This is a genomic window from Bradyrhizobium sp. USDA 3311 (assembly GCF_054062495.1).
Map to the genome: position 1 here is coordinate 4,228,632 of NZ_JBSSFI010000001.1, position 22,207 is coordinate 4,250,838.

Consider the following 22,207-nt stretch of genomic DNA (forward strand, 5'->3'; position numbering starts at 1 on the left):
CACGCGCCGGAGCGACACGAAGGTAGGGCTAGTTCGCCGGCAGCGAGAACACGGTCAGCGTACCGCCGAGTGCCGTGTAGTTGCTGAGGGCCGCGTAGCCACCGACTGCGCCGAGACCGGCGGTCGGATCGGTCAGGCCTGCGGCGAGACCGATGCCGGCCCATCCGCCGACGCCCGAGAGCACTGCGACGTACTGCTTGCCGCCGTTCTCATAGGTCGTGACGTTGCCGATGATGCCGGACGGAGTCTTGAACTTGTAGAGCTCCTTGCCGGACTTGGCGTCGACCGCCTTCAGGTAGCCTTCGAGCGTGCCGTAGAACACCACGCCGCCGGCGGTTGCGAGCGCACCCGACCAGACCGAGAACTGCTCCTTGTTCGACCAGACGATCTTGCCGGTCTTGCCGTCCCAGGCGATGAAGTTGCCCATGTGGCTTTCACCCTGCGGCGGATACATCGAGAGCGTCGCACCCACATAGGGCTGGCCCGCGGTGTAGCTCACCTTGAACGGCTCGTAGTCCATGCAGACGTGGTTGGTCGGAACGTAGAACAGCTGCGTGTCCGGCGAGTAGGCTGCCGGCTGCTCGTCCTTGGTGCCGAGCGCGGCCGGGCAGATGCCCTTCACGTTGTGGTCCTCGCCCGCCTTGTCGGTCGAAGCTGCGTCGAGCACCTTCGGACGGCCATAGGTCGGCGAGTTCTTGTCCATGTCGACGCCGGAGGTCCAGTTCACCTTCGGATCGTACTTTTCGGCAACCAGCAGTTCGCCGCTTTCACGGTCCATGGTGTAGCCAAGGCCGTTGCGGTCGAAATGCGTCAGGAGCTTGCGCGCCTGGCCGTTGATCTGCTGATCCGAGAGGATCATCTCGTTGACGCCGTCATAGTCCCACTCGTCGTGGGGCGTCATCTGGTAGACCCATTTGGCCATGCCGGTGTCCGCGTCGCGTGCGAAGATGGTCATCGACCACTTGTTGTCGCCCGGACGCTGCTTCGGATTCCAGGTCGAAGGATTGCCCGACCCGTAATAGACGAGGTTCAGAGCGGGATCGTAGGACATCCAGCCCCACGTGCAGCCGCCGCCGATCTTCCATTGGTCGCCCTGCCAGGTCTTCAGCGAGGAGTCGGCGCCGACGGGCTTGCCGAGCGACGTCGTCTTGGCCGGATCGACTTTGATCTGGTCGTCCGGACCTTCGGAGAAGGCGCGCCAGACCTGCTTGCCGCTCTTGAGATCGTAAGCGGTGACGTGGCACTGCACGCCGAATTCGCCGCCGGAGATGCCGACCAGGACCTTGTCCTTGACGACCAGCGCCGCCGAGGTGCCGGTCTGGCCCTTGCTCGGATCGCCGTTCGTGGCCGACCAGGCCACCTGGCCCGTCTTGGCGTCGAGCGCGACGAGGTTGGTGTCGGCCTGATGCAGGATGATCTTGCCGTCGCCATAGGACAGGCCGCGGTTGACCGTATCGCAGCACATCACCGGGATGACGTTCGGGTCCTGCTTCGGCTCGTACTTCCAGACGATCTTGTTCTCGTTGGAAAGGTCAATAGCGTAGACCTTGTTCGGGAACGGCGTATGGACGTACATCATGTTGCCAATGATCAGCGGGCCACCTTCATGGCCGCGCAGCACGCCGGTCGAGAAGGTCCAGGCGACCTGGAGCTTGCCCACGTTTTGTGCGTTGATCTGGTTCAGCTTGGAATAGCGGGTATTGGCATAGTCGCCCGCCGGCATCACCCAGTCCTTCGGGTTCTGCGACATCTTGATCAGCTCGTCATTGGCTGAAGCGCTGCCGACGGCGAGAGCCGCCGCGGAGCCAAGATAGGTCGCCAGTAGCACCTTGCGCATAGTTATTCCTCCGTTGGTATCGTTTATTGTTTCCGAAGCGTTGCTCAATCACCGGGCTTCTCGTCCGGCGTCTGCTCGTGCAGGGCGGTCACGATTGGGACCAGAAACGATGGTGCGGTGTTTCCTCCTCCTGATGAGAGCCACGGGTCCACGTGCAGGAGCGGCCCGTTCTTGTTGTTCCTGCCGCAATCCCTAACGACTTCGTCATCGGGAAACTTGCCCAAGAGGGAAGCTGGTTTGCTTGACAGCGCACGGACGCGAAGATTTTGATTTTGCAGTAGCGAATTCAGCGGCTTCCGCGTCGCTTCGGGACCGCGCTCTGCGCTCAGGTTCCCCTTGACGGCGCTGCAACTAAGGCGGAGGATTAACCTTCAAGGGTGGCAATGAAACGATGGCGCTCGTTGCAGAAGACCGCTCAAATTCGAGGTAAACGTCACGCAATCTCGGCTGAGGGCTCCGGAAGCGCTGGTCGCGATTCGCGTCGAAATTTCCGAATCAAACCAGTGGCTGGATTAATGTCCGACACCATTCACACGCTCTCGACGACGGGAATGACGCCGAAGCGCCAGATCCAGAGCTGGATCGACGGGCTGACCAGTCTGTGTGGGCATTTCGACGTCGACCCGCTGGAGGCGTCCTCGCTCGAGGGCCGCATCGACTACACCACCGTCTCGCGCCTGAAGCTGTGTCAGATCGAGGTCAGCCAGCATCGCATCGCGCACACGCTGGCGCGCGCCAAGGCCAACGAACACCCGTACATAAAAATCCACTTCCAGACCTACGGCGTGTCCTATTTCGAGCAGGAAGGCCGTCACATCGAAATCAATCCCGGCGACATCATCGCCTATGACGTATCCTGCCCGCATTCGATCATCAGCCCCGCCTTCACGCGTCACGACGTGGTGATCGTGCCGAAGGCGCTGCTGCGCGACCGCGGCTTCCCGTCGCAGCGGATGCCGGCCTGCAAATTGTCGGCGAAGACGGGCACGGGACGGATCGCCCACGATTTCGTCCACGCGACCTTCGACGAGGCGGCCAAGCTGTCGGCGAACAGCGCGGTCGGCGTCGCCGATTCGCTGATCGACCTTTTGCTGCTGCCGCTGCGCGAAGCCGACACGATGTTCGATCGGGTCGGACCCGAGGCGATGTATGTGCGCGCGCAGTTCTTCATCCGCGAGCACCTGCGCGATCCGGATCTGTGCATCGACCAGATCTCTGCCGAGCTCGGCTGCTCCAAGCGCTATCTGCACATGCTGTTCTCCGAGCGCGGCACCACGGTGAGCGATTACATCTGGCAGGCGCGGCTTCAGAACTGCCGTCAGGAGCTCGAGGCCCACGCCGGCAAGACCATCACCGACGTGGCATTCTCCTGGGGCTTTTCCAGCTCATCGCATTTCAGCCGCGTATTCCGGAAATATTTCGGCGTGGTGCCGTCCTCGATCCACAAGGGGCAGCAGAGCGCCGCGGCCGCGAACGAGCATTAGGCGCACGCCGGGGAGCTCCCGGCGAGCGGCCAATGCGCTCATGCCGTCGTCGCAATGTAGGGAATGCTGGCCAGCAGAGCGGCAAGCAGGACCGCGTTGCACAGCATCCCGCTCCAGTGCAGCCGGCGCAGCCGACGCGGAGCCTCGGTGTCGCCCGCATCACTCGCGCTGAGCTGGTCGTCCATCCGCTGCATGAACCAGCGGCGCCCGCCAATCGCCACAGCTGCAAGCAGGCCGACCGCCGCGGCGAAGAGCAGCCGTCCGGCGAGGAGGAAAGCCGCCGTCCCGATGATTCCGGCAACGCCCATGACCAGGAAATGGGCATTGAACATTCCACGCAGCAGCAGGGCGACGGGCCGGATGTCGAGCTTCACCAGCAGGAAGGCGGGCGAGGCCAGCGTGAAATAGCCCATCGGAAAGAGCAGGATGATCATGGCGGCTATGGCGATGGCATCTGGCGTCATGCGATCGGCCTTTCTCGTTCGGACCCCGAGGTTCTCCGGCACCACCTATGATAGTGGGGGCCGTCGCCGACATCGACCTAGGCTTTGGTCGGATGCCGTGCCGCACCGCGGAAGCGTGTCCGATGCGCCATGCCCAAAGGTTCAAGCCGGCTCGAGGCCCAACGACCGCGCGCTCTCGATCCAGATCGGCAGCTCGCGCTGATACAGCGCATTGGTCTCCTTGAAGCCGATCGCGGGTTCGAGCACGAAGGTCGCGAGCACCTCCTTCACCTTCGGATCGCTGTTGGCGGCGACGCAGAGCTCGGCCAGCCGGTCGACCACCGGCTGCGGCGTTGCCTTCGGCACCGCCCAGCCGGTGAACCCGCTGACGGTGAAGAATTTCGACGTGGCGCCCTGTTCGGGGAGGGTCTTGATGGCCGGAATCGCGTCGACCTTCTTCGAATGCACCGCGAACACGGTGCCGCGGTCGCTTTGCAGGACCGATTGCGCGGCCGTGTAACTGCCCATCGCGGCATCGAGCGTGCCTTCCAGCATTCCGGTCCACATCGGGGCTTCGCCGCGGTAATGGACCGGCCGATGTTGAGGCCGTATTGCTTGTTGAGCTCGTTGATCGTCATGTGCGGGGACGAGCCCGCGCTGTAGGTGCCGAAGTTCACCTTGCCGCTCTTGCGCGCGAACGCGACGAAATCTTCCAGCGTCTTGACGCCGGTCTTGGGGTTCGCGACCAGCAAAAGGCCGGCGCCCGGAATGACGCTGACGAGTGTCAGGTCCTTGTCCATGTCGTAGCCGGGATTCTTCATCACCACCCGGTTCATGATGTAGGTGGTCGAGATCGAGCACAGGATGGTGTGGCCGTCGGGCTCCGCGCGGGCAACCTCGGCCGTGCCGATCGCGCCGGCGGCGCCGGGCTTGTTCTCGATCACGACGGTCTTGCCGACCTGCTTGGAGATGAATTCGCCGTAGGCGCGCGCGAGCAGGTCGGTCTGTCCGCCGGCCGGGTAGCTGCAAATCATGCGAATCTGCCGCGACGGCCAGGTGCCTTGAGATGTGCCTTGTGCCGAGGCGCTGCGCGCGAGGAAGGGCATCGCGAGTGCGGTGGTGCCGGCGGCGACGAAGTGGCGGCGATCGAGTTTTGCGGACATGATTCTCTCCCGGATTTTTACCGAAGCTACTGCATCACGCCGTCTCTGCCATGGTCGGCAGGCGAGACAGATTGGCGCATTGGAAGGTATGGCGCTGCTTGTTCGGACCGACGACGATCAGCGCGCGCAGCAGCTCGCCGGTCTTGATTTCCCGGGAGAGGGTGGCGCGCAGGTCTGTGGCGGAGGCGCTCACGACTTCACCAAATGGCCGAATGAACCGCCGCATTATACGAAGTGAGACGCTGCCAGCCACACCCGCCGTCATTCCGGGATGCGTGCGTGGCACGCAGGCCCGGAATCGATTGGGCCGCATGCTCTGCGGAGAAATGGATTCCGGGCTCGCCCTGCGGGCGCCCCGGAATGACGAACAGAATCACCGCTGAATGATCTTCATCCAGACATCGCCGAGGATCGCGGGCTCGCGCGGCGGCAAATAGGTGAGGCCGGCCTGCCTGCCGAATTCGGCGATCTTGCCTTCAGCTGCGAGCTCGGTCAGTGCCTTGTTGACGGTGTCGATCAGGGCAGGGTCACTGGCAAGCCCGACATAACCACGATTGGCGCCGATCGGATAATAGTAGCCGGACGCGGTGATCGCCGTATCCGGATGCGCGGCGCGGTGGGCATCGAAGCGGCCGAGGTCGATCAGTGTCGCATCATAGTCGCCGCTGGCGAGCGCGCCGAGGAGATCGTCGCGGCCGGGAACGAGATGCGTGATGCCGTCGATCAGGCGTCCCTTGTCGAAGGTCATCAGGATCGCATCGCCGAGCGAGCCGCTCTCGATGGCGAGGCGGAGCCCGGCAAGATCGCCGATGTCGGCGATCTTGCGCCCCTTCGCCTTCGGCCCGAGCACCACCGTCATCGGCGAGTAGACGTAAGGCTGGCTCGGGGTGAGCTCGCCGAGCGCGACGCGGCGCCGCCGGTCCTCGCGCGTGGCACCGGTGAAATCCGGCAGGCGCGCCGTCTTCATGCCGGGCTTGACGAGGGAATCCGTCGTCAGCGCATAGCCGCCGACCAGCGAGCAGCGTCCGTCGGAGAGCAGCGCGTTGGCCTCGAGCTGCGGGCTGGAATCCTCATCCAGCCTGCTCTCGAACCACTGGATCTTCAGCGGTCGTCCGATCCGCTCCGCGATCGCCTGCGCCAGCAGCACATCGAAGCCGGAATCCGCCTTGCCCTTGTGATGCACCGAGAGCGGCGGCCGGTCCTCGTCGAGACAGACGCTCAACGGACCATCGGCCGCATGCGCAGCATTGGCCGCGAGGACCGCGGCGAGGCTCCAGGCGGCGAGCCAGCGCCTCATGGCTTTCTCCGGCTCGAGATGAAGACCCAGAGCTCCCCGATCTGGTCGTCGCTGAGGATGTCCGCCCAGGGCGGCATCTTGTTGTTCTTGCCGTTCTTCACGGTGGTGACGAAGCGCGTCCTGTCGTCGGGGAAGGTGCGGAGGTCCGGCGTGATGGTGCCGGAGTTCATCAGATTGGGGCCGTGGCAGTGCGAGCATTTCTCGGCATAGGTCGACTTGCCATGGTCGATCTGCGCCTGCACGGGATTGCCGGTTGCGTCATCCGCGGCACGAGCGGTCGCCGCAAGCGCGACCGTCAGCACCGCGACGGCGGCGATCTTCGCCGCCGTCTTGTAAGCCACTTCTCTCAGCATCTTGCCGGGGCTATTGCTTGACCGCAAAGACCCACAGCGAGCCGCCGGGCGGCACCTTGGCGAGCCGCTCGTCGCCGGAGAACAGCGAGTAGACGCCGCCGTAGCCGCTGGTGACAGCGATGTACTGCACGCCATCCTGCTGCCACGTCACCGGTTGTCCCTCGATGCCGGAGCCGGTCTGGAACTGCCAGAGCTTCTTGCCGGTGTCGGCATCGAAGGCCTCGAACTCGCCGGTCAGCGCGCCCGTGAACACGACGCCGCCCGCGGTCGACAGCACGCCGGAGAAGCGCGGGATGTCGGCGGGCGCCTCCCACTTCGCCTTGCCGGTCATCGGATCGATCGCCTTCAGATGGCCGCGCGCGCCGTCCCCGAATTCCCAGGGATCGGTGAGGTCCATGCCGAGATACCATTCGCCCTGCTTGAAGGTGACTGGTTCGGCCTTGTACTTGCCGCCGAAGGCGAGCGTGTTGGCGTAGGCCAATCCGGTTTGCGGATTGAACGACATCGGCTCCCAGTTCTTGCCGCCGAGGATCGACGGATAGACAGTCACCTTCTTGCCCTCGCGGGCGTCCTTCGAAACGTCGGTCTCGATCGGGCGGCCCGTCTTCATGTCGACGCCGGTCGCCCAGTTCACCTTCACGTAGGGATTGGCCGCGAGCAGCTTTCCGTTGGTGCGGTCGAGCACGTAGAAGAAGCCGTTGCGGTTGGCATCCATCAGCACCTTGGTCGGCTTGCCCTCGACGTTCATGTCGGCGAGGACCATCTCGGCCACGCTGTCATAGTCGAACGGATTGTTCGGCGAGAACTGGTAGTGCCACTTGATCTTGCCGGTCTTGGGATCCATCGCCAGCACGGAGCAGGTGTAGAGGTTGTCGCCGGGGCGCACCGCCGAGTTGAACGGGCCGGGATTGCCGATGCCCCAATAGACCGTGTTCAGCTCGGGATCGTAGGAGCCGGTGATCCAGGTCGAGCCGCCGCCGAGCTTCCAGGTGTCGCCCTTCCAGGTGTCGCCACCGGGCTCGTCGGGAGAGGGGATCGAATGGGTGCGCCAGAGATGCTTGCCCGTCGCCGGATCCCAGCCGTCGATGAAGCCGCGGGTGCCGAACTCGGCGCCGGAGATGCCGGTGATGACGACGCCGTCGGCGACCAGCGGGGCCACCGTCATCGAATAGCCTTCCTTGATGTCGGCCGCCTTCTGCCGCCACAGCTCCTTGCCGTCCTTGGCGTCGAGCGCGATCACGTTGGCGTCGAGGGTGGTACGGAACACCTTGCCGTCGTAGAGCGCGGCGCCGCGGTTGATGATGCCGCAGCAGACGATGCGCGGCGTCTCGGCGGGATACTCGATCTTGGATTTCCAGATCTGCTTGCCGGTCTTGGCGTCGACCGCCATGGTCGCGTTGTGCGAGGTCACGTAGATCACGCCCTGGTACACCAGTGGCTGCGATTCCTCGCTGCGATCGTCATTGAAGGAGTAGTTCCAGACCGGGACGAGGTTTTTCACCGTGTCCTTGTTGATCTGGTTCAGGGTCGAGAAGCGCTGGAGATTGTAGCCCATCCCGTAGTTGAGAACGTTCGATGTATCGGTCGCACCCTTGACCAGTTGCTCGGTGGTCTGGGCGTTTGCATACGTTGATGCAAGCATGACGAGGCTCGCGGCCATCGCAAAGCGTTTCATCCGTTCCTCCAAATATGCGCGCCTTTTGACGCTGCGACAGCAACACTCCGCCCGAATGCAAAACGCGTCAATACGAAAGTCGTAAGCGTCATGCCGATATGTTGGACGCAGATGTCAGTTACCTTACGGAAACCTGACGACCGACTCTCACTTGTGCGCAGGCGCTGAAAAAATTCCACGGCATGAGGAAATGCCAGCGCGGGGCCGCCGCGCGCGGGCCGACCGGTTCCGCGAGTTGTGCGGCGCGATACTTGCAATTCCAGACTTGAACCGGGCCTCGCTTGTGGACTTATGTCGTTTCGATCCGGCTCGAATCGGAGCTCTTGGTGAGGGAGGTTTTCATGATGTCACGCCGCTCTGTTGCGCTTGCGCTCACGGTTGCATTGCTGTCCGGTCCGGCCTGGTCGGCCTCCGGCAATGCCGTCAAGATGTTTGATACCGACAATGACGGCACGCTCGACCTTGCCGAGGTGAAGAAGGCGGCTACGGCGCTGTTCGCGAAGCTCGATCCCGACCACGACGGGACGCTGGACGCGCGCGAATTGCGCGGACGGCTGACCGCGAAAGAGCTCGCGGCCGCCGACCCCGACCACGACGGGACTCTCACGCTCGACGAATATCTTGCTGTGGTGGAGCAGCGCTTCAACGCGGCGAATCCCGACAAGGACGGAACGCTCGATGCGAAGGAGCTGAACTCGCGCGCCGGCCGCGCGCTGCTGCGCTTGTTGCGGTGAAAGCAGCCGCGCTTGACTGGGAGCGAAGACGGTTTGCCCGAGAGGGAAATTCGCAAGCGATATGCGACAGTTCGCTGTGTTTGCGCTCCGATTCCAGACTTGCGCTGTGCCTGACGCAGCCCTAGGTTTTGCCTCGCGCGATGTCGCGCTCAATACCTTGGGAGACCCCGGATGGCTTGGAAAGCTCCGAAGATCGTGGAAGTGCCGGTCGGCATGGAAATCAACATGTACGCCTGCGCTTCGCGCAAGTAAGACTGACGAACCTGCCGCGGCTTCGATGGCAAACGCCGTCGAAGCCGTGGTAGTGTTGGGGATGCGCGCGAGAGCTCAAACCTTCTGGATCATGGCTGCCTGCACATTCGCGCTTGCACCGACCTGCGTGCACGCCGAGGAGGGCTTTGATACCGAGCACATCTTCGGCTTCATGATCGGGACCGATGTCGGAAATCCCGGCGAGCGCGAATTCCAGAGCCAGACCACGGGGCGGTTCGGCAAGGGCGGCGGCACCTATCGCGCCCTCGCGCAGGAGGTCGAGATCGAGGTGGTGCCGCTCCCGAACTTCCGCATCGAGCTCGGCGCCACCGCCAGCCTGCACGACATCACCGGCGTCCCCGATATCGACGATCGCCGTCAATTCAATTTCCAGGGCGCCTCGCTCGACCTGCGCTATCGCCTGCTCGACCGCGAGCGCGCGCCGTTTGGCCTGACCGTTGCCGCCGAGCTCCACGGCGATCGCATCGACGAGACCAGCGGCGCCAAGGGGCGGATGTACGGCACCGAGTTCACGCTCGCCTTCGATCGCGAGCTGATCCCGAACTTTGCCATCGGCGCCCTCAACCTGATCTATCAGCCGGAATGGGCGCGCTTCGATGTGGCGGGGCTGTCGGAGAAAAGCTCCACGATCGGCGCGGCCTTCGCCGGCCTCGTGCGGGTGCGGCCCAACATGTTGCTCGGCGGCGAGCTGCGCTACTTCCGGCAATACGAGGGCATCGGCCTCGGCGAATTCTCGGGCGAGGCCCTGTTCGTCGGCCCGACCGCCTATTTCCAGCTCTCCGAGCGCTCGCGCCTCACCCTGAGCTGGAGCATGCAGGCCTGGGGCCGCCCGGCCGGATCGGGCGCCAATCTCGACCTCGTCAATTTCGAGCGCCATCAGGCGCGGCTGGTGTTCGGCGTTAATTTCTAATGCAGGGTCGTCATGCCCGAGCTTGTCCCGGGCATCCACGTTCTCTGTACCGCGGAGCAAGGCGTGGATGGCCGGGACAAGCCCGGCCATGACGATGTGGAAGCGTCAAGGGCTCAAGTTCTAGCCTCGCATGTTAGGACCTCGCGCAGCAGAGAGATCGGCTGTTCCGGCCAACCCTCACGGCGGATTGAAACTTCCGGCTCCTCGGAACGTAGCCTTTCATGCTAAACCTTGATCGCCCTTGCGTGAGGATTCCGGCATGAACCCGATCGACCTGGTGGTGACTGTGTGTGCGGTGCTGTCGCCTGCGACCTGCGAGGAACAGCATCTGGTGTTCAACTATGCGGGGTCGCCGCGGCAATGCGCGATGGCGGCGCCACCCTATATCGCGCAATGGGTTGGCGACCATCCGAAGTGGCAGGCGGTACGGTGGCGCTGCGAATATCCGCACGCGAACGACAAGGCGTGACGCGGCCGTCCTATTTCGTGCAGTCCTTCAGATCCTTGTCGGCGATCGAGAACACCGCGTCGGCCTTGATCTCGATGTCGCGGACGACGCACTGCCGCGCGTTGGGATAGCTGACCTTGGCGTCGTAGCGGCCGGGCTCGACGCCGGTGATGCGCAGCCGCTCGTCGTGGTCTACCTCCTTGTCCTTGTCGTTCAGGCACTGGTTCGGTCCCCACTCGGTCTTGCCGGCGGGCGAGAGCTGGAAGCCGGAGATCGTCTCCGTCGTCAGATTCCAGAGCCTTATGCCCTTGCCCTTGGTCTGGGCGGCGGCTTCGCCGGCAAACGTCAACAACGCGATCAAAGCCAGAAACCAACGCATCAGCCGATCCTCCCAAAGGCGCGCCTTTATTGCCTGATCAGGCGCTCGCGGTTCTTTGCCTTGTCGAAATTTTTGGCGCGGTCAAGGCCGATCGGCGCGATCAGCTTCGCTGAGGTAAGATCAGCGCCCTCGAAATCGGTGTCAGTGACGGTGGCTCCGGTCAGGTCGGCGCCGCCGAGCTGAGCATTCTTGAGCGACGCACCGGTCAGGTCGGCTCCCTTGAGCGAGGCAAATTCAAGATCGACGCGCGACAGGTCGGCGTTGCGCGCGTTCAGCCGTTCCAGATTGGCGGATCGCAGCACGGCGCGCATGAGTCCCATCGACTGGTTGCGCATATCGGCGCCAAGATGCGCGTCCGCGATCGAGGCGCCGACCAGGCTTGCGCCGGTGAGGTCGGCAGCGATGCGAGCACCGGTCAGGTCCGCGCCGTCCAGACGCGCGCGCGCCATCTGCGAGGCGAACAGATTGGCGCCCTTCAGGCTCGCGCCCGCCAGATCAGCGTCCAGCAGCCATGCCTGATCGAGGATCGCATGATCCAGACGGGCACCGGCGAGTTTTGTCTTGTTGAGTCGTGCCGCACGGAAAATCACCGTGGAAAGGTCGAGACCCGAGAGATCGAGCCCCGACAACCGCTTGCCGGTGAAATCGGCCGGCGCCCCGGCGCTCGCTTTGGCCAGGATGGCCTCGACCTCCTGCCGGCTCATTTCCGCGGAGATCATCGCGGGTGACGTGAGGTCGACGTCACGCATCATGTCCTGCGCGCTCGCCATGGTCGCGACGAGAGCGAGGCCAAGCGTCATGAGGGCGATCATTCGCTTCATCATCAGGCTCCGCTACCGGCCCTGTTTAGCACGCGCTTGGCGTGGTTGCCTATGAGGCATCACGCCCGGCGCGTTCGCCGCTATGTTCGCCTTGGATCCTCGCCACGAGGTCCGCCTTGATCGTGGCGATCTCTGCGTCGCCGCGTGCCCCACGCGGGATGCTGATGGGCACCTCTGCCAGAATGCGCGCCGGCTGCGGCGACAGGAAGAACAGGCGGTCGCCGAGGCGGACCGCATCGTCGAGGCTGTGGGTGACGAGCAACGTCATCACGGGGCGGCTTGCGACCAGCGTCGCGATCTCGTCGCGCAGGCGCCCCGCGAGCGCGTCGTCGAGCGAGGCGAGGGGCTCGTCGAGCACGAGCAGATCGGGCTCGACTGCGAAGGCGCGAGCCAGAGCGACGCGCCGGGCAAGACCCAGCGACAATTCGCCGGGAAAGTGGCTGCGATGCGCTTCCAGTTCCAGGATCCTGAACAGCTCCGACAGCTTCGCCTCGGAGATGTCTGGAGCCGCAAGCCGCACATTCTGCTCGACCGAGCGCCACGGCAGCAGCCGCGGCTCCTGGAACACCATCCCGATCCGCGCTTCCGGCGGTCGCGCGACGGTCCCGTGGAAATCGCGGTCGAGCCCGAGGATGATGCGCAGCATCGTGCTCTTGCCGCAGCCGGAGGGACCGATCAGCACGCCGACCTCGCCGGATTGAACCGCGAACTTGACCGGCGCCAGCACCTCGTGCGTTTCGCCCGCGGCACTCCTGAACGTCTTGCCTGTGATATCGACTTCAAGCCGCACGGGGCCGCCACCTTGTTGCACGGGCCTCGAACGGCTGCACCAGCACGGTCTCGATCACGAGCACGACGGCGGCGAATGTCAGGGAGTAGGCGAGTAGCCGCGGCGTGTCGAACAGCTGGAAGGCGACACCGATCTCGAAGCCGACGCCGTTCGGCCGTCCCAGGAGTTCGGCGACCAGCACGATCTTCCACACCAGCGACAATCCGGAACGCGCCGAGGCCGCGATATAGGGCGCAAGCTGCGGCAGCACGACATGGCGGAAGGCACGCCAGCGCGGCATCGCGAACACGCTCGCCATCTCGTCCAGCGAACGGTCGAGCGCGCGCGTGCCCTCGCGCAAGGTGACGATGGCGGTCGGCAGCTTGTTGATGGCGATCGCGGCGATCGCCGCCGCCTCGGTCAGGCCGGCCCAGATATAGGCGAGCACGATCACGACCAGCGCAGGCAGGTTGAGCAGCAGGATCAGCCAGGGATCGCCGAGCCGGTCGGCGAGCTTCACCCGTCCCATCAGGTAGCCGACGGCGCTGCCGAGCGACATCGCCAGCACGAAGGCGAGCGCGACGCGCGCCAGCGTGGCGCCGAGATGCAGGAACAGCGCGCCGCTCGACGCTTCCGCGATGATGACGGTGAGCACGGCAGGCGGGGAGGGCAGCTTTGCGCCGCCGACGAACAGCGCTGCAAGCCACCAGGTCGCGAGGAACAGGGAAAACGAGAGCAGACGCAGCACCTCAGTCTCCGGGGACTGCATGATAGAAGGTGCCGGGGTCGAGTTCGGCCGCCGGCCCGACCAGGTCGCGGCCGCCGGTCTCGGCCAACACGCGATAGAGCACGCGCGCATCGGCCTCCTCGTCGGCGATGCTCCGGCGCGGAATGCCGTCGCGATAACGGTCACGGTAGGTCTTGAGCATGACGGCATCGCTCGTGCCGGTGAGCGGCGCGATCTTCTCCCAGGCGGCGTCGGAGGTGACCAGCAGCTGCTTGGCCTTGCGGGTCATCGCAATGAAACGCGCCACCGCATCGCGGTGGCTTGCGGCCCAGCCCTCGTCGAAGACATAACCGACCGCGGAGACCGCGCCCTTGGCCCCCAACTTCGGCAGGATGTCCTCGATGCCGGCGAGGCGGCGAAAGCCCTTGGCCTCGAGCTGGGCGCAGAAATTCCAGAAATTGAGGCTGGCATCCATTTCGCCGTCAAGCGCCTTGGCGGCGATCAAGGGCGGCGCGCCATAGACGATGGTCGCGTCGGACTTCAGGTCGATGCCGTCCTGCTTCATCCGCGCCTGCAGCAGCAGCCAGCTCTTGTCGATCGCGCCACCACCGACGGCGAGCTTGCGGCCCTTGAGGTCGGCGAGCGTCTTGATCGGCGAGGCCGCGGGCACCATTACGGCGCCAAGTGCGCTGGAATAGGGGTAGAAGGTGAGCTTGGCGCCGAGGGCGCGCTCGCGCGACACCCATAGCCAGTCCGACAGGATGATGTCGGCGCTGCCCGCACGCAGCGCGATCTTGCCGGCTTCGGGGCTCGCAAGCTCGGTGACCTCCAGCGACAGGTCGGCTTCCTTGTCGAGGCCGCCGGCCCGGATCGCAGCCAGCTCCCAGGAGAATGTTCCGGTCTTCTGCACCGCAAGGCGGATGGTATCCGCGGCGCGGACGCTTGCGACCTGTGTCAGCGCCAGCGTCACCGCGAGCGCCAATGTCCGACCAATTGCTCTCATCACCTTGTGAGCCGTTTCCTCGAAGGGAGTGCTTTTCAGGACAATACGCATAGCATAGCTTCCATCGCAACCAGCGGGAGGACGCTCATGAATCTGGCGGGACAGCTACGACCGATTGTCGCCGCATTGGCGGTGCTGGCGGCGGCCGTGCCCACGGCGCGCGCGCAGGAGGCCAACGACTATCCGACGGCGGCGCGCGCGGAATATGTCTATGGCTGCATGAAGGCCAATGGCGAGACACGGGCCGCGATCGAGCAATGTTCCTGCTCGATCGACGTTGTGGCCTCGATCGTCACCTATGAGCGCTACGTCACCGCCGAGACCGCGCTCAGCATGTCCCAGGTGCGCGGCAATCTCGGCGTCCAGTTTCGCACGTCGGAGCAGGCGAACTCGGCGGTGAATGATTTGAGGCGGGCGCAGGCCGAGGCCGAGGTGAGGTGTTTCTGATCTAACACCGTCATTCCGGGGCGATGCGAAGCATCGAACCCGGAATCTCGAGATTCTCAGGTGCGCAATCGCGCACCATAGTTCGGTCCCGCGGACCGCCCCGGAATGACGGCGAGACTATCAAGTCCCCGGCTTCTCCACATCCCACTCGTTCCGGAACACATGTCCATCCGTGTCCTTCGCTTCCGCGCGGAAACGCCTGGCGCCGTTGGAGACATAGGTGAAGCGCAGATTGGGATCTTCGGAGATCGAGATGCCGCCTTCCATTGACAGCACGGGGCTGTCGTCCTGCGTCAGCTTCAACTGGTTGATGAAGAAGGCGGGAATATAGAGCTGCGTGACCTGGTCCATTTGCAGGCCGGAATTGTTGGGATGGCCGATCATGATCTGCGCCTCGCGGACGCGGCTCGCCGGCGCGTCCTCGCGCGCGAATTGCCGGTAGCGCATCTGGCCGAGCCGGTTCTTGGCTTCCTCGACATTCTTTCCCGCAGGCGCGGAGCAGCCGCCGGAGGCCTTCACATAGGTCTTGGCGACATAAAGCTGGCCGTCGCTGAGCTCGGCCACCGCGTGGACGTCGGTGTAGTTGTTGACGCGCACGCGCGTGGAGATCTCGCTGACATTGGCATCCGGCCCGAGCTCGAATTTCGCCGCCATTGGCGCCGGATTGCGGTCGATGACCAGCGTGATCGAACGGATACGGCGGGCATCGCCCGGCGAGAGCTTGCTGCGCAGGGTCACCGGCACGATGGCCGCGTCCTCGGCGCGATACGGCATCTCGATGCCGATCACGTTGGCGCCGTCGTTCATCGGACGGTTGCTGAAGATGTCCTGCACCAGGCCCGGCCAGGGATCGTAGGTCTCTTCGGCCTGCGTCGGCGCGGCAAAGGCGACGCCGAGGAGGAGGGCGATAAGGGGCAGGCGGCGTATGCATCCCGTCATGGTCATGGTCCCGTGCGGACGAAGCAGTCAGGGTCCGCGAAGCTCATTCCTGCATAGCGTAGCGCGCCCGCTACTCCCATTCAATTTCCGAGAATGCTGCGGTTGCGTTGCGGGCATTGTAGTCCTCGAACAGCTGCCAGTGCGACCGTTCCGATTCAGCGGCCTTGTCCGCGGCGGTTCGGATCGGCGCGCCCTTCTTGTTGAGTGTGCGGACGTCGGACAGCATCGTCGTGAGATAACGTCGTTCATCGGCCAGCGCCGCAGGCCAGTCGCTCACGGGGCCGTGACCGGGAATGACGCGAATTGCCGGAACCGCTTCAAGCTCCCTAAGCAGGGCAAGCCAGCCGCGAATGCTGCCGTCCATGACCGGAATGTGGCGGAGAAAGACGAGGTCGCCCGCGAACAGCGTCTTGGTCGTCTCGTCGAACACCGTCAGGTCATTGTCGCTGTGCGCGGCCGGCCAGGCCCGCAAGGTCAGGCGGCGCGATCCAAGATCGAGCATCATCGTGTCCGAAACGAGTAGGGTGGGCGGTACGATCTTCACGGGATCGATCAGCTCGCCGCCCATGATGCGACGGAAATTGTCGAGATAGTAGGGTCCGCGCGTCGCCAGTGCCTGCGGCAGCCTGTTGTGGCCGACGAAGCCGGTTCCTTCCGCAACGAAGGCTGCATTGCCGAAGACATGGTCGGGATGGCCGTGGGTGTTGATGACGTAGCGGATCGGCTTCTCAGTGCGGGCCCGCACGGCCGCCAGCAGCGCCTCGCCCTCGCGCAAGCTGCCGCCGGTGTCGATCACGGCGACCGCGTCAGTGCCCACGATGAAGCCGACATTGGCGATGTCGCCCTCGTTCTCGCGCGTCATCAGGGCAATGGTCCCGGAGTGTACGAAGATTCCCGGCGCGACTTCGCTTACAGGCAATTCGGCTGCATCAGTGCGTGCTAGCGTCGCTATCCCGAGCAGGGTCAGGGCAGCGATCATTGAAGCGATGTGAGACACTTTTCCGCCCCAGTTCAAAGGATTTGCTGCATTGCACTGCAACAAAGGGAAGCCAGCGCAAGGTTTGGCAAAACATGGCGCGTCATGCGTTGCATGGATAACATTCAAACAAAACGAGGAGGAAGCGCGATGACGGAGGCCGGACGACATCGTCGCGGGTTGTTCCTGCTGTGGGGCCTGGTTGCGTCCTGCGCGCTGGGCGGCGTTGCCATGGCGCAGACCAGCGAGACCGGAGACCTCTCGTTCGAGCTGGTCGACCCGAAGGTGCTGCGCGTCTGCGCCGATCCGCGCAATCTGCCGTTCTCCAACGAGAAGGGCGAGGGGTTCGAGAACAAGCTCGCCGAGCTGTTCGCCGACAAGCTCGGCAAGAAGCTCGACTATGTGTTCTTCCCGCAGGCGACAGGCTTCGTCCGGATGACGCTGGGCGCACATCGCTGCGACGTCATCATGGGTTTCCCGCAAGGCGACGACCTCGTGCAGGGCACCAATCCCTATTACCGCACGACCTATGCGTTGGTCGCAAAGGCCGGCAGCGGGCTCGAAGATGTCGACACGCTCGAAGATACCAGGCTCAAGGGCAAGCATGTCGGCATCGTCGCCGGCACGCCGCCGGCGACCAATATGGCGATCGCAGGCCTGATGGGCGACGCAAAGCCCTATCCGCTGATGATCGACACGCGCTTCGACAATTCCGCGCAGGCGATGATCGACGACCTCTCGGCCGGCAAGATCGACGCCGGCGTGCTGTGGGGACCGATGGCCGGCTTCTATGCCAAGAAAGCCGGCTCGCTCCATGTCACGCCGCTGGTGAAGGAAACCACCGGTCCGAAGCTGGTCTATCGCATCGGCATGGGCGTGCGTCCCGCCGACCAGAACTGGAAGCGGCAGCTCAACAAGCTGATCCAGGAGAACCAGGGCGAGATCAACAAGATCCTGCTCGACTTCGGCGTTCCCTTGCTGGACGAGAGCGACCGGCCGCTCGGCGCGGAGACGGCCAAGAAGGCGCCATGAGGCGGCGCGTTGCCGCTGCACTGGTCGCCGCCGTTCTGGCGGCACCGGCACTGGCGCAGCAGCCGGAGCCGTTCGAGCCTGAGGGCTACCGTACCGACAATTACCGTGCGCCGGTGCCGGCGACGCTCGCCGGCGCGCGCGTGCTCACCACAGCCGAAGCGGAGGCGATCTGGCGGGATAAGAGCGGCGCGTTCATCGACGTGATGCCGCGCGCGCCGAAGCCGAAAAATCTTCCCCAAGGTACGGTCTGGCGCGATGCGCCGCGCAGAAACATTCCCGGCAGCCTGTGGCTGCCGGATACCGGCTACGGAAATTTGCCGCCAGCCATGGACGATTATTTGCAGCGCGGCCTCGCGCAAGCGTCGCGCGGCGACAAGGCCGCGCTGCTGGTGATCTATTGCCTGGCCGACTGCTGGATGTCCTGGAACGCCGCCAGGCGTGCATTGGCTTACGGCTATTCCAACATCGCCTGGTATCCTGATGGCACCGACGGCTGGGAGCGCGCGGCATTGCCGACCGACGAAGGGCAGCCGGAGCCGCGGCCGGATCAATAGTAACCGTCATGCCCGGGCATAGCCGTCCGAAGGACGGCGTCGCTTCGCTCGCCTATGTCCCGGGCATCCACGTTCTTCGCGCTGTGGGCGAGGCGTGGATGGCCGGGACTAGCCCGGCCATGACGCCGTGGAGGCCTACTGCTTCTGCAGCTTGGTCAGCGTCCCCGTGCCGTTATTGTCGGTCGCAGAGTAGTTCACCCTGTCGCCGGCATGGACGGCATCCAGCATCGCGGCATCCTTGGCCTTGTACTCCTGGAGCATGCCGGCGCCGCCTGCGCTCCCGCCGACCGTTCCCTTCTGCGTCTGCTGGATCGAGATCGTGCCGTTGAGACGGTCGATCCTGGTGACCATTCCGGTCATGTCGTCAGCAAAAGCGCTGGATGCGAGCACGCTGAGGACCGCAGCGCCTGCGAGGATGAATCTGGTGGTTCCCATCGAGGCCTCCGGGCATTTCGAGATTCACATCGACAAGACATCCTAGAGCGATTTGGTTCCGGCAGATAGCGCGGCAAAGGTTAATAGTCGCAATGAGATCGCGGGAACTTCTGCGGAGCCGTCAGCGAGGTTGACGCTATTCCATTTCCTGCTGGATCACACGGCCGAGCGCGAACAGGCGCTGGTCGATCGCGGTCGGAACCTCGCAGACGAACCGCACCACCTTGTGGCGGTCCTCGAAAATGCGGGTCTTCCAGACCAGCTCGTTGCTGAGCGCCTCGACCTTGGCCTCGTCGCGCGGTGTCGCGCCCTGGAGTGCCTGGAGCTGAATTGTCTCGTCGCGGATCTTGTCGGCGGCGTCGCGCTGCTTGCGGCTGACCCGTTCGAGCCCGTTCATGACCTGCGAGCGCTGGGCGTTGAGGGTGTCGAACAGGCCGGCGAAGAGGAGCTTTGCGTTCGCGGTCTTGTCAGCGGCGGAGCCGGCCAGGAATTCCTTCACCGATTTCTCGGCCTCGTCCAGCGGCGTCTTGCGCGCCGACAGTTTTGAGACCAGCGCGCCGATCCTGGCATCGTCCTTCCACTTGGTCTGGACATCGTCGAGCGCCGGGCCGGCCCAGACGGCGGCGAGCGAGATCTCCGGCACTTTCGCCTGGGTGCAGGGCCAGTCCGGATAGCGCGGATCGGCCGCGCGCGCGGCCGTGCTCGCGGCGGCGAGCGCCAGAACGGCCATGGTCACGGTCCGAACCTTCATCCTTCGCCTCCCGCGGGGCCCCGTCGCGCCAGCCCGCGCGAGGGATCATAGGCCAGAATCGCACCGATCATGAAGACGATTGTGCAGGTCGCAACCACCGCCAGCGAGATCCAGTTGATTTGCCCGTAGAGCGCAAAACGGATCAGTTCGACCGCATGGGTGAACGGATTAGCCTCACAGAGATAGTACAGATAAGGGCTGCCCTCCTGCACCCGCCAGAGCGGGTAGAGTGCGGAGGAGGCGAAGAACATCGGGAAAATCACGAAGTTCATCACGCCGGCGAAGTTTTCCAGCTGCTTGATGCCGGAGGAGATCAGCATGCCGAGCGAGCCCAACATCAGTCCGGACAGGATCAGCGCGGGCAGCACGGTGAAGTAGCCGGATGATGGCGGCGTGATGTCCCAGAACCAGGCGATCAAGAGGAACGCATAGACCTGGAGCAGCGACACCGCGGTGCCCGCCAGCAGCTTGCAGAACAGCAGGAAGCCGCGCGGCAGCGGACTCACCAGCAGCGTGCGCATATTGCCCATCTCGCGGTCATAGACCATCGAGAGCGAGGACTGCATGCCGTTGAAGAGCTGGATCATCGCCATCAGCCCCGGCGCGATATAGACCTCGTAGAGGATGTAGGTCTCATAGGGCGGGATGATGGAGATGCCGAGCACCTGGCGGAAGCCGGCCGCGAAGATGAAGAGCCACACCAGGGGGCGCACCAGCGCCGAGACGAAGCGTTCGCGCTGATGCAGGAAGCGCAAGCCCTCACGCCAGACGATGCCGGTGAGGCAAGTCATGTACTCCTGGAACGAGAAGCCGCGCGGCGCCTCGCGCGTGGTGATGCTGCTCATACGCCGCCTCCCGGCACTACTTGCGCGCCGGTCAGGCGCATGAAGGCGGTGTTGACGTCCTGTGCGCCGGCTTCGGTGACGACGCGGCTCATCGGCCCCTGCGCCAGCACCTTGCCCTGGTGCAGCACCACGAGGTCGTCCCCGGCCATGATCTCGTCGAACAGATGCGTGGCCCAGAGCACGCCGATGCCTTGCTCGGTGACGAGCTGGCGGACGTGGCTGATGATATCGGCGCGCGCCTTGACGTCGAGGCCGACGGTCGGCTCGTCCAGCAGCAACAGGCGCGGCCGGTGCAGCAGCGCGCGTGCGATCTCCAGCCGCCGCATCTGGCCGCCGGAGAGATCGCGCACCTTGCTGCCGGCGCGCTCGGAGAGGCCGATGCGGCCGAGCAGTTCGGCGCTGCGCGCGGCCGCCTCGCGGCGGCTGATGCCGTGCAGCGCGGCGTGATAGAGCAGGTTCTGCGTCAGCGACAAATCGAGATCGAGCGTGCGCGGCTGGAACACGACGCCGAGCAGCCGCAGCGCCTCGCCGGGGCTCTTGCTGACGTCATGACCGAAGATGCCGACGCGGCCGGACTGGATGCCGAACAGCCGCGTGATGAGCGAGAACAGCGTGCTCTTGCCGGCGCCGTTGAGGCCGAGCAATGCGGTGAAGCTCGCGGGCTGCACGTTGAAGGAGACGTCCATCAACGCCCGGCGCGGGCCGTAGGCATGGCTGACGCCGTCGACCGACAGCGCCGGCACCGCCGCCGGATCTAGCTTCGGCGCGCTGTCGCGCGGCTCGGCGATGGAGGCGGGACTGGTCATGGCGCGATCGCGATGCCCCAGGGCAGTTCGCCCACCTGAATGGTCTTGATCACCTTCTGCGCGGCGACGTCGATCACGGAAACATCGTTCGACACGCCGTTGGTGGTGAGCAGGTATTTTTCGTCCGGCGTGAACGCCATGTGCCAGACCCGCTGCCCGACCAGCAGGTATTTCGTCACCTTCCGCGTCGCGACATCGACCACGGCGATACGGTTGGCGGGGCCGAGCGCGACGAAGGCGGTCTTGTCGTCCCTGGTCATGCCGATGCCGACTGGCTGGATGGCCTCTTTCCGCAGGCCCGGAATCTCGAACGTGACCTTGCCGATCACCTCGTGCTTCCCGGGATCGATAATCGAGACCGTACCGCCGATCTCCGAGGACACCCACAATTCGGAAGCGTCGTGCTTGAACTCCGCAAAGCGCGGCCGCGCGTCGACCAGCACGTTGGCGACGATCTGGCGCGAGGCGGTGTCGATGAAATGCGCCATGTTGGTCGTCTCGGACGTGTTGATCAGCGTCTTGCCGTCGGGGCTGATGGTCATGCCCTCGGGCTCGACGCCGACCTGGATGTCGCCGAGGCGGGCGCGCTTCTCGAGATCGATCACGGTCACCGTGTTGTCGTTCTCGTTGGCGACATAGAGGATCTTGCCGGCGGCATCCTGGGCGAACAATTCGGGGTCGGGGCCGGAGGGCAGGCTGTCCACCACGCTTTGCGTCTTGGCGTCGATCACCTGGATGGTGTCGTCGTCGCCGACCGCGACCATCACGAACTTGCCGTCGCGCGTGAAGTCGATGCCGCGCGGGCGCTGGCCGACCTTGATGGTCTTGGTCACCGTCCAGCTGTCGGTGTCGATCACCGAGACCGTGTTGCTCTTCTCGTTCGAGACATAGGCGATGTAGGCGTGCGCGGGCGCGGTCATGAGCGCCAGTCCAGAGAGAAGCCCAACACGCCACATGCGCGACATTCCGCTGCGGATTGGTTTCACCTCCCCCGCTTGCGGGGGAGGTCGCATCGCATCGATAGATGCGATGCGGGTGGGGGCTCGCTCCTCTTGGGGGCTCTCGCGCGCGGAGACACCCCCACCCCAACCCTCCCCCGCAAGCGG

The 22,207-nt window shown here is 64.5% G+C and carries 26 protein-coding genes and 1 pseudogene; 8 read left to right on the plus strand and 19 right to left on the minus strand.

Annotated features, from left to right (window positions below; genetic code table 11):
- Positions 1 to 28 precede the first annotated feature (28 nt).
- A complete protein-coding gene (gene xoxF5, locus ACVWW6_RS19970; protein ID WP_011088953.1) occupies positions 29 to 1,837 on the minus strand; it encodes a lanthanide-dependent methanol dehydrogenase XoxF5 in 1,809 nt (602 codons plus the stop codon).
- 515 nt (positions 1,838 to 2,352) lie between these two features.
- Between xoxF5 and ACVWW6_RS19975 the strand changes: the two genes are divergently transcribed.
- On the plus strand, positions 2,353 to 3,321 hold the full coding sequence (locus tag ACVWW6_RS19975) for a helix-turn-helix domain-containing protein (protein WP_028174358.1): 969 nt from the start codon (positions 2,353 to 2,355) through the stop codon (positions 3,319 to 3,321).
- A 38-nt stretch (positions 3,322 to 3,359) separates the two neighbouring features.
- Here the strand turns inward: ACVWW6_RS19975 and ACVWW6_RS19980 are convergent, their stop codons facing one another.
- The 6 genes and pseudogenes from ACVWW6_RS19980 to ACVWW6_RS20005 all read right to left on the minus strand — a co-directional run bounded on the left by ACVWW6_RS19980 (position 3,360) and on the right by ACVWW6_RS20005 (position 8,252).
- A complete protein-coding gene (locus tag ACVWW6_RS19980) occupies positions 3,360 to 3,785 on the minus strand; it encodes a hypothetical protein (RefSeq protein ID WP_028174359.1) in 426 nt (141 codons plus the stop codon).
- Positions 3,786 to 3,926: 141 nt separating this feature from the next.
- Positions 3,927 to 4,927, minus strand: a pseudogene (locus ACVWW6_RS19985) (Bug family tripartite tricarboxylate transporter substrate binding protein).
- A 34-nt stretch (positions 4,928 to 4,961) separates the two neighbouring features.
- The gene (locus tag ACVWW6_RS19990) at positions 4,962 to 5,120 is read right to left on the minus strand and encodes a hypothetical protein (RefSeq protein WP_246740558.1); all 159 of its coding nucleotides are present in this window, start codon (positions 5,118 to 5,120) and stop codon (positions 4,962 to 4,964) included.
- 180 nt (positions 5,121 to 5,300) lie between these two features.
- Positions 5,301 to 6,224, minus strand: coding sequence for a substrate-binding periplasmic protein (locus tag ACVWW6_RS19995; RefSeq protein WP_456681305.1), 924 nt, complete (start codon positions 6,222 to 6,224; stop codon positions 5,301 to 5,303).
- Positions 6,221 to 6,577 carry a c-type cytochrome gene (locus tag ACVWW6_RS20000; protein ID WP_060908403.1) on the minus strand — a complete coding sequence of 119 codons (357 nt, stop codon included), beginning with the start codon at positions 6,575 to 6,577 and terminating at the stop codon, positions 6,221 to 6,223. The genes ACVWW6_RS19995 and ACVWW6_RS20000 overlap by 4 nt, the downstream gene beginning before the upstream one ends.
- A 10-nt stretch (positions 6,578 to 6,587) precedes the next feature.
- On the minus strand, positions 6,588 to 8,252 hold the full coding sequence (locus ACVWW6_RS20005) for a methanol/ethanol family PQQ-dependent dehydrogenase (RefSeq protein ID WP_110116828.1): 1,665 nt from the start codon (positions 8,250 to 8,252) through the stop codon (positions 6,588 to 6,590).
- A 341-nt stretch (positions 8,253 to 8,593) separates the two neighbouring features.
- On the opposite strand from ACVWW6_RS20005, the gene ACVWW6_RS20010 reads away from it, so the two are divergent.
- The 4 genes from ACVWW6_RS20010 to ACVWW6_RS20025 all read left to right on the plus strand — a co-directional run bounded on the left by ACVWW6_RS20010 (position 8,594) and on the right by ACVWW6_RS20025 (position 10,638).
- The gene (locus tag ACVWW6_RS20010; RefSeq protein WP_271552127.1) at positions 8,594 to 8,986 is read left to right on the plus strand and encodes an EF-hand domain-containing protein; all 393 of its coding nucleotides are present in this window, start codon (positions 8,594 to 8,596) and stop codon (positions 8,984 to 8,986) included.
- A 171-nt stretch (positions 8,987 to 9,157) separates the two neighbouring features.
- Positions 9,158 to 9,238, plus strand: coding sequence for a pyrroloquinoline quinone precursor peptide PqqA (gene pqqA, locus ACVWW6_RS20015; protein WP_008562446.1), 81 nt, complete (start codon positions 9,158 to 9,160; stop codon positions 9,236 to 9,238).
- 25 nt (positions 9,239 to 9,263) lie between these two features.
- The gene (locus ACVWW6_RS20020; protein WP_456681306.1) at positions 9,264 to 10,169 is read left to right on the plus strand and encodes a hypothetical protein; all 906 of its coding nucleotides are present in this window, start codon (positions 9,264 to 9,266) and stop codon (positions 10,167 to 10,169) included.
- Positions 10,170 to 10,428: 259 nt separating this feature from the next.
- Complete coding sequence (locus ACVWW6_RS20025; RefSeq protein ID WP_011088944.1) at positions 10,429 to 10,638, plus strand: hypothetical protein; 210 nt, start codon at positions 10,429 to 10,431, stop codon at positions 10,636 to 10,638.
- 10 nt (positions 10,639 to 10,648) lie between these two features.
- Here ACVWW6_RS20025 and ACVWW6_RS20030 read toward each other — a convergent pair whose 3' ends face one another.
- The 5 genes from ACVWW6_RS20030 to ACVWW6_RS20050 are packed head-to-tail and all read right to left on the minus strand — an operon-like array spanning position 10,649 to position 14,316.
- Positions 10,649 to 10,996, minus strand: coding sequence for a hypothetical protein (locus ACVWW6_RS20030; RefSeq protein WP_074076720.1), 348 nt, complete (start codon positions 10,994 to 10,996; stop codon positions 10,649 to 10,651).
- Between the two features lie 26 nt (positions 10,997 to 11,022).
- The gene (locus tag ACVWW6_RS20035; RefSeq protein WP_404521550.1) at positions 11,023 to 11,808 is read right to left on the minus strand and encodes a pentapeptide repeat-containing protein; all 786 of its coding nucleotides are present in this window, start codon (positions 11,806 to 11,808) and stop codon (positions 11,023 to 11,025) included.
- 58 nt (positions 11,809 to 11,866) lie between these two features.
- A complete protein-coding gene (locus ACVWW6_RS20040; RefSeq protein WP_028174368.1) occupies positions 11,867 to 12,607 on the minus strand; it encodes an ABC transporter ATP-binding protein in 741 nt (246 codons plus the stop codon).
- Entirely contained in the window at positions 12,597 to 13,334 is a 738-nt protein-coding gene (locus tag ACVWW6_RS20045; RefSeq protein ID WP_028174369.1) for an ABC transporter permease, read from the minus strand. Before ACVWW6_RS20045 ends, ACVWW6_RS20040 begins: the two co-directional genes overlap by 11 nt.
- A 1-nt stretch (position 13,335) precedes the next feature.
- Positions 13,336 to 14,316, minus strand: coding sequence for an ABC transporter substrate-binding protein (locus ACVWW6_RS20050; protein WP_039186037.1), 981 nt, complete (start codon positions 14,314 to 14,316; stop codon positions 13,336 to 13,338).
- Positions 14,317 to 14,403: 87 nt separating this feature from the next.
- Between ACVWW6_RS20050 and ACVWW6_RS20055 the strand changes: the two genes are divergently transcribed.
- A complete protein-coding gene (locus ACVWW6_RS20055; protein ID WP_028174371.1) occupies positions 14,404 to 14,763 on the plus strand; it encodes a hypothetical protein in 360 nt (119 codons plus the stop codon).
- 120 nt (positions 14,764 to 14,883) lie between these two features.
- Here ACVWW6_RS20055 and ACVWW6_RS20060 read toward each other — a convergent pair whose 3' ends face one another.
- Positions 14,884 to 15,702: a quinoprotein dehydrogenase-associated SoxYZ-like carrier gene (locus ACVWW6_RS20060; RefSeq protein WP_028174372.1), complete on the minus strand. Its 819-nt coding sequence runs from the start codon at positions 15,700 to 15,702 to the stop codon at positions 14,884 to 14,886.
- A gap of 70 nt (positions 15,703 to 15,772) precedes the next feature.
- Positions 15,773 to 16,699: a quinoprotein relay system zinc metallohydrolase 2 gene (locus ACVWW6_RS20065; protein WP_456681307.1), complete on the minus strand. Its 927-nt coding sequence runs from the start codon at positions 16,697 to 16,699 to the stop codon at positions 15,773 to 15,775.
- A gap of 129 nt (positions 16,700 to 16,828) precedes the next feature.
- On the opposite strand from ACVWW6_RS20065, the gene ACVWW6_RS20070 reads away from it, so the two are divergent.
- Positions 16,829 to 17,710 (plus strand): substrate-binding domain-containing protein, encoded by an 882-nt coding sequence (locus ACVWW6_RS20070; protein ID WP_038966732.1) that lies wholly within the window; start codon positions 16,829 to 16,831, stop codon positions 17,708 to 17,710.
- The gene (locus tag ACVWW6_RS20075; protein WP_028174375.1) at positions 17,707 to 18,264 is read left to right on the plus strand and encodes a PQQ-dependent catabolism-associated CXXCW motif protein; all 558 of its coding nucleotides are present in this window, start codon (positions 17,707 to 17,709) and stop codon (positions 18,262 to 18,264) included. Before ACVWW6_RS20070 ends, ACVWW6_RS20075 begins: the two co-directional genes overlap by 4 nt.
- A 135-nt stretch (positions 18,265 to 18,399) precedes the next feature.
- Here ACVWW6_RS20075 and ACVWW6_RS20080 read toward each other — a convergent pair whose 3' ends face one another.
- The 5 genes from ACVWW6_RS20080 to ACVWW6_RS20100 all read right to left on the minus strand — a co-directional run bounded on the left by ACVWW6_RS20080 (position 18,400) and on the right by ACVWW6_RS20100 (position 22,066).
- Complete coding sequence (locus tag ACVWW6_RS20080) at positions 18,400 to 18,699, minus strand: copper-binding protein (protein WP_011088933.1); 300 nt, start codon at positions 18,697 to 18,699, stop codon at positions 18,400 to 18,402.
- A gap of 136 nt (positions 18,700 to 18,835) precedes the next feature.
- A complete protein-coding gene (locus ACVWW6_RS20085; RefSeq protein ID WP_028174376.1) occupies positions 18,836 to 19,450 on the minus strand; it encodes a hypothetical protein in 615 nt (204 codons plus the stop codon).
- The gene (locus tag ACVWW6_RS20090; protein WP_110116823.1) at positions 19,447 to 20,295 is read right to left on the minus strand and encodes an ABC transporter permease; all 849 of its coding nucleotides are present in this window, start codon (positions 20,293 to 20,295) and stop codon (positions 19,447 to 19,449) included. Before ACVWW6_RS20090 ends, ACVWW6_RS20085 begins: the two co-directional genes overlap by 4 nt.
- Positions 20,292 to 21,101 (minus strand): ABC transporter ATP-binding protein, encoded by an 810-nt coding sequence (locus ACVWW6_RS20095; protein WP_110116822.1) that lies wholly within the window; start codon positions 21,099 to 21,101, stop codon positions 20,292 to 20,294. The genes ACVWW6_RS20090 and ACVWW6_RS20095 overlap by 4 nt, the downstream gene beginning before the upstream one ends.
- Entirely contained in the window at positions 21,098 to 22,066 is a 969-nt protein-coding gene (locus tag ACVWW6_RS20100) for a YVTN family beta-propeller repeat protein (RefSeq protein ID WP_028174379.1), read from the minus strand. The genes ACVWW6_RS20095 and ACVWW6_RS20100 overlap by 4 nt, the downstream gene beginning before the upstream one ends.
- Between the last annotated feature and the right edge of the window lie 141 nt (positions 22,067 to 22,207).

Bases quoted from the DNA above. Each gene is read 5' to 3' on its own strand.
- ACVWW6_RS20035 (WP_404521550.1), bottom strand. From the start codon at position 11,808: ATGATCGCCCTCATGACGCTTGGCCTCGCTCTCGTCGCGACCATGGCG.
- ACVWW6_RS19995 (WP_456681305.1), bottom strand. From the start codon at position 6,224: ATGAGGCGCTGGCTCGCCGCCTGGAGCCTCGCCGCGGTCCTCGCGGCC.
- xoxF5 (WP_011088953.1), bottom strand. From the start codon at position 1,837: ATGCGCAAGGTGCTACTGGCGACCTATCTTGGCTCCGCGGCGGCTCTC.
- ACVWW6_RS20055 (WP_028174371.1), top strand. From the start codon at position 14,404: ATGAATCTGGCGGGACAGCTACGACCGATTGTCGCCGCATTGGCGGTG.
- ACVWW6_RS20030 (WP_074076720.1), bottom strand. From the start codon at position 10,996: ATGCGTTGGTTTCTGGCTTTGATCGCGTTGTTGACGTTTGCCGGCGAA.
- ACVWW6_RS20005 (WP_110116828.1), bottom strand. From the start codon at position 8,252: ATGAAACGCTTTGCGATGGCCGCGAGCCTCGTCATGCTTGCATCAACG.
- ACVWW6_RS20000 (WP_060908403.1), bottom strand. From the start codon at position 6,577: ATGCTGAGAGAAGTGGCTTACAAGACGGCGGCGAAGATCGCCGCCGTC.
- ACVWW6_RS20075 (WP_028174375.1), top strand. From the start codon at position 17,707: ATGAGGCGGCGCGTTGCCGCTGCACTGGTCGCCGCCGTTCTGGCGGCA.
- pqqA (WP_008562446.1), top strand. From the start codon at position 9,158: ATGGCTTGGAAAGCTCCGAAGATCGTGGAAGTGCCGGTCGGCATGGAA.
- ACVWW6_RS20085 (WP_028174376.1), bottom strand. From the start codon at position 19,450: ATGAAGGTTCGGACCGTGACCATGGCCGTTCTGGCGCTCGCCGCCGCG.
- ACVWW6_RS20060 (WP_028174372.1), bottom strand. From the start codon at position 15,702: ATGACGGGATGCATACGCCGCCTGCCCCTTATCGCCCTCCTCCTCGGC.
- ACVWW6_RS20020 (WP_456681306.1), top strand. From the start codon at position 9,264: ATGGCAAACGCCGTCGAAGCCGTGGTAGTGTTGGGGATGCGCGCGAGA.
- ACVWW6_RS20080 (WP_011088933.1), bottom strand. From the start codon at position 18,699: ATGGGAACCACCAGATTCATCCTCGCAGGCGCTGCGGTCCTCAGCGTG.
- ACVWW6_RS19975 (WP_028174358.1), top strand. From the start codon at position 2,353: ATGTCCGACACCATTCACACGCTCTCGACGACGGGAATGACGCCGAAG.
- ACVWW6_RS20100 (WP_028174379.1), bottom strand. From the start codon at position 22,066: ATGTCGCGCATGTGGCGTGTTGGGCTTCTCTCTGGACTGGCGCTCATG.
- ACVWW6_RS19980 (WP_028174359.1), bottom strand. From the start codon at position 3,785: ATGACGCCAGATGCCATCGCCATAGCCGCCATGATCATCCTGCTCTTT.
- ACVWW6_RS20070 (WP_038966732.1), top strand. From the start codon at position 16,829: ATGACGGAGGCCGGACGACATCGTCGCGGGTTGTTCCTGCTGTGGGGC.
- ACVWW6_RS20010 (WP_271552127.1), top strand. From the start codon at position 8,594: ATGATGTCACGCCGCTCTGTTGCGCTTGCGCTCACGGTTGCATTGCTG.
- ACVWW6_RS20095 (WP_110116822.1), bottom strand. From the start codon at position 21,101: ATGACCAGTCCCGCCTCCATCGCCGAGCCGCGCGACAGCGCGCCGAAG.
- ACVWW6_RS20050 (WP_039186037.1), bottom strand. From the start codon at position 14,316: ATGAGAGCAATTGGTCGGACATTGGCGCTCGCGGTGACGCTGGCGCTG.
- ACVWW6_RS20090 (WP_110116823.1), bottom strand. From the start codon at position 20,295: ATGAGCAGCATCACCACGCGCGAGGCGCCGCGCGGCTTCTCGTTCCAG.
- ACVWW6_RS20025 (WP_011088944.1), top strand. From the start codon at position 10,429: ATGAACCCGATCGACCTGGTGGTGACTGTGTGTGCGGTGCTGTCGCCT.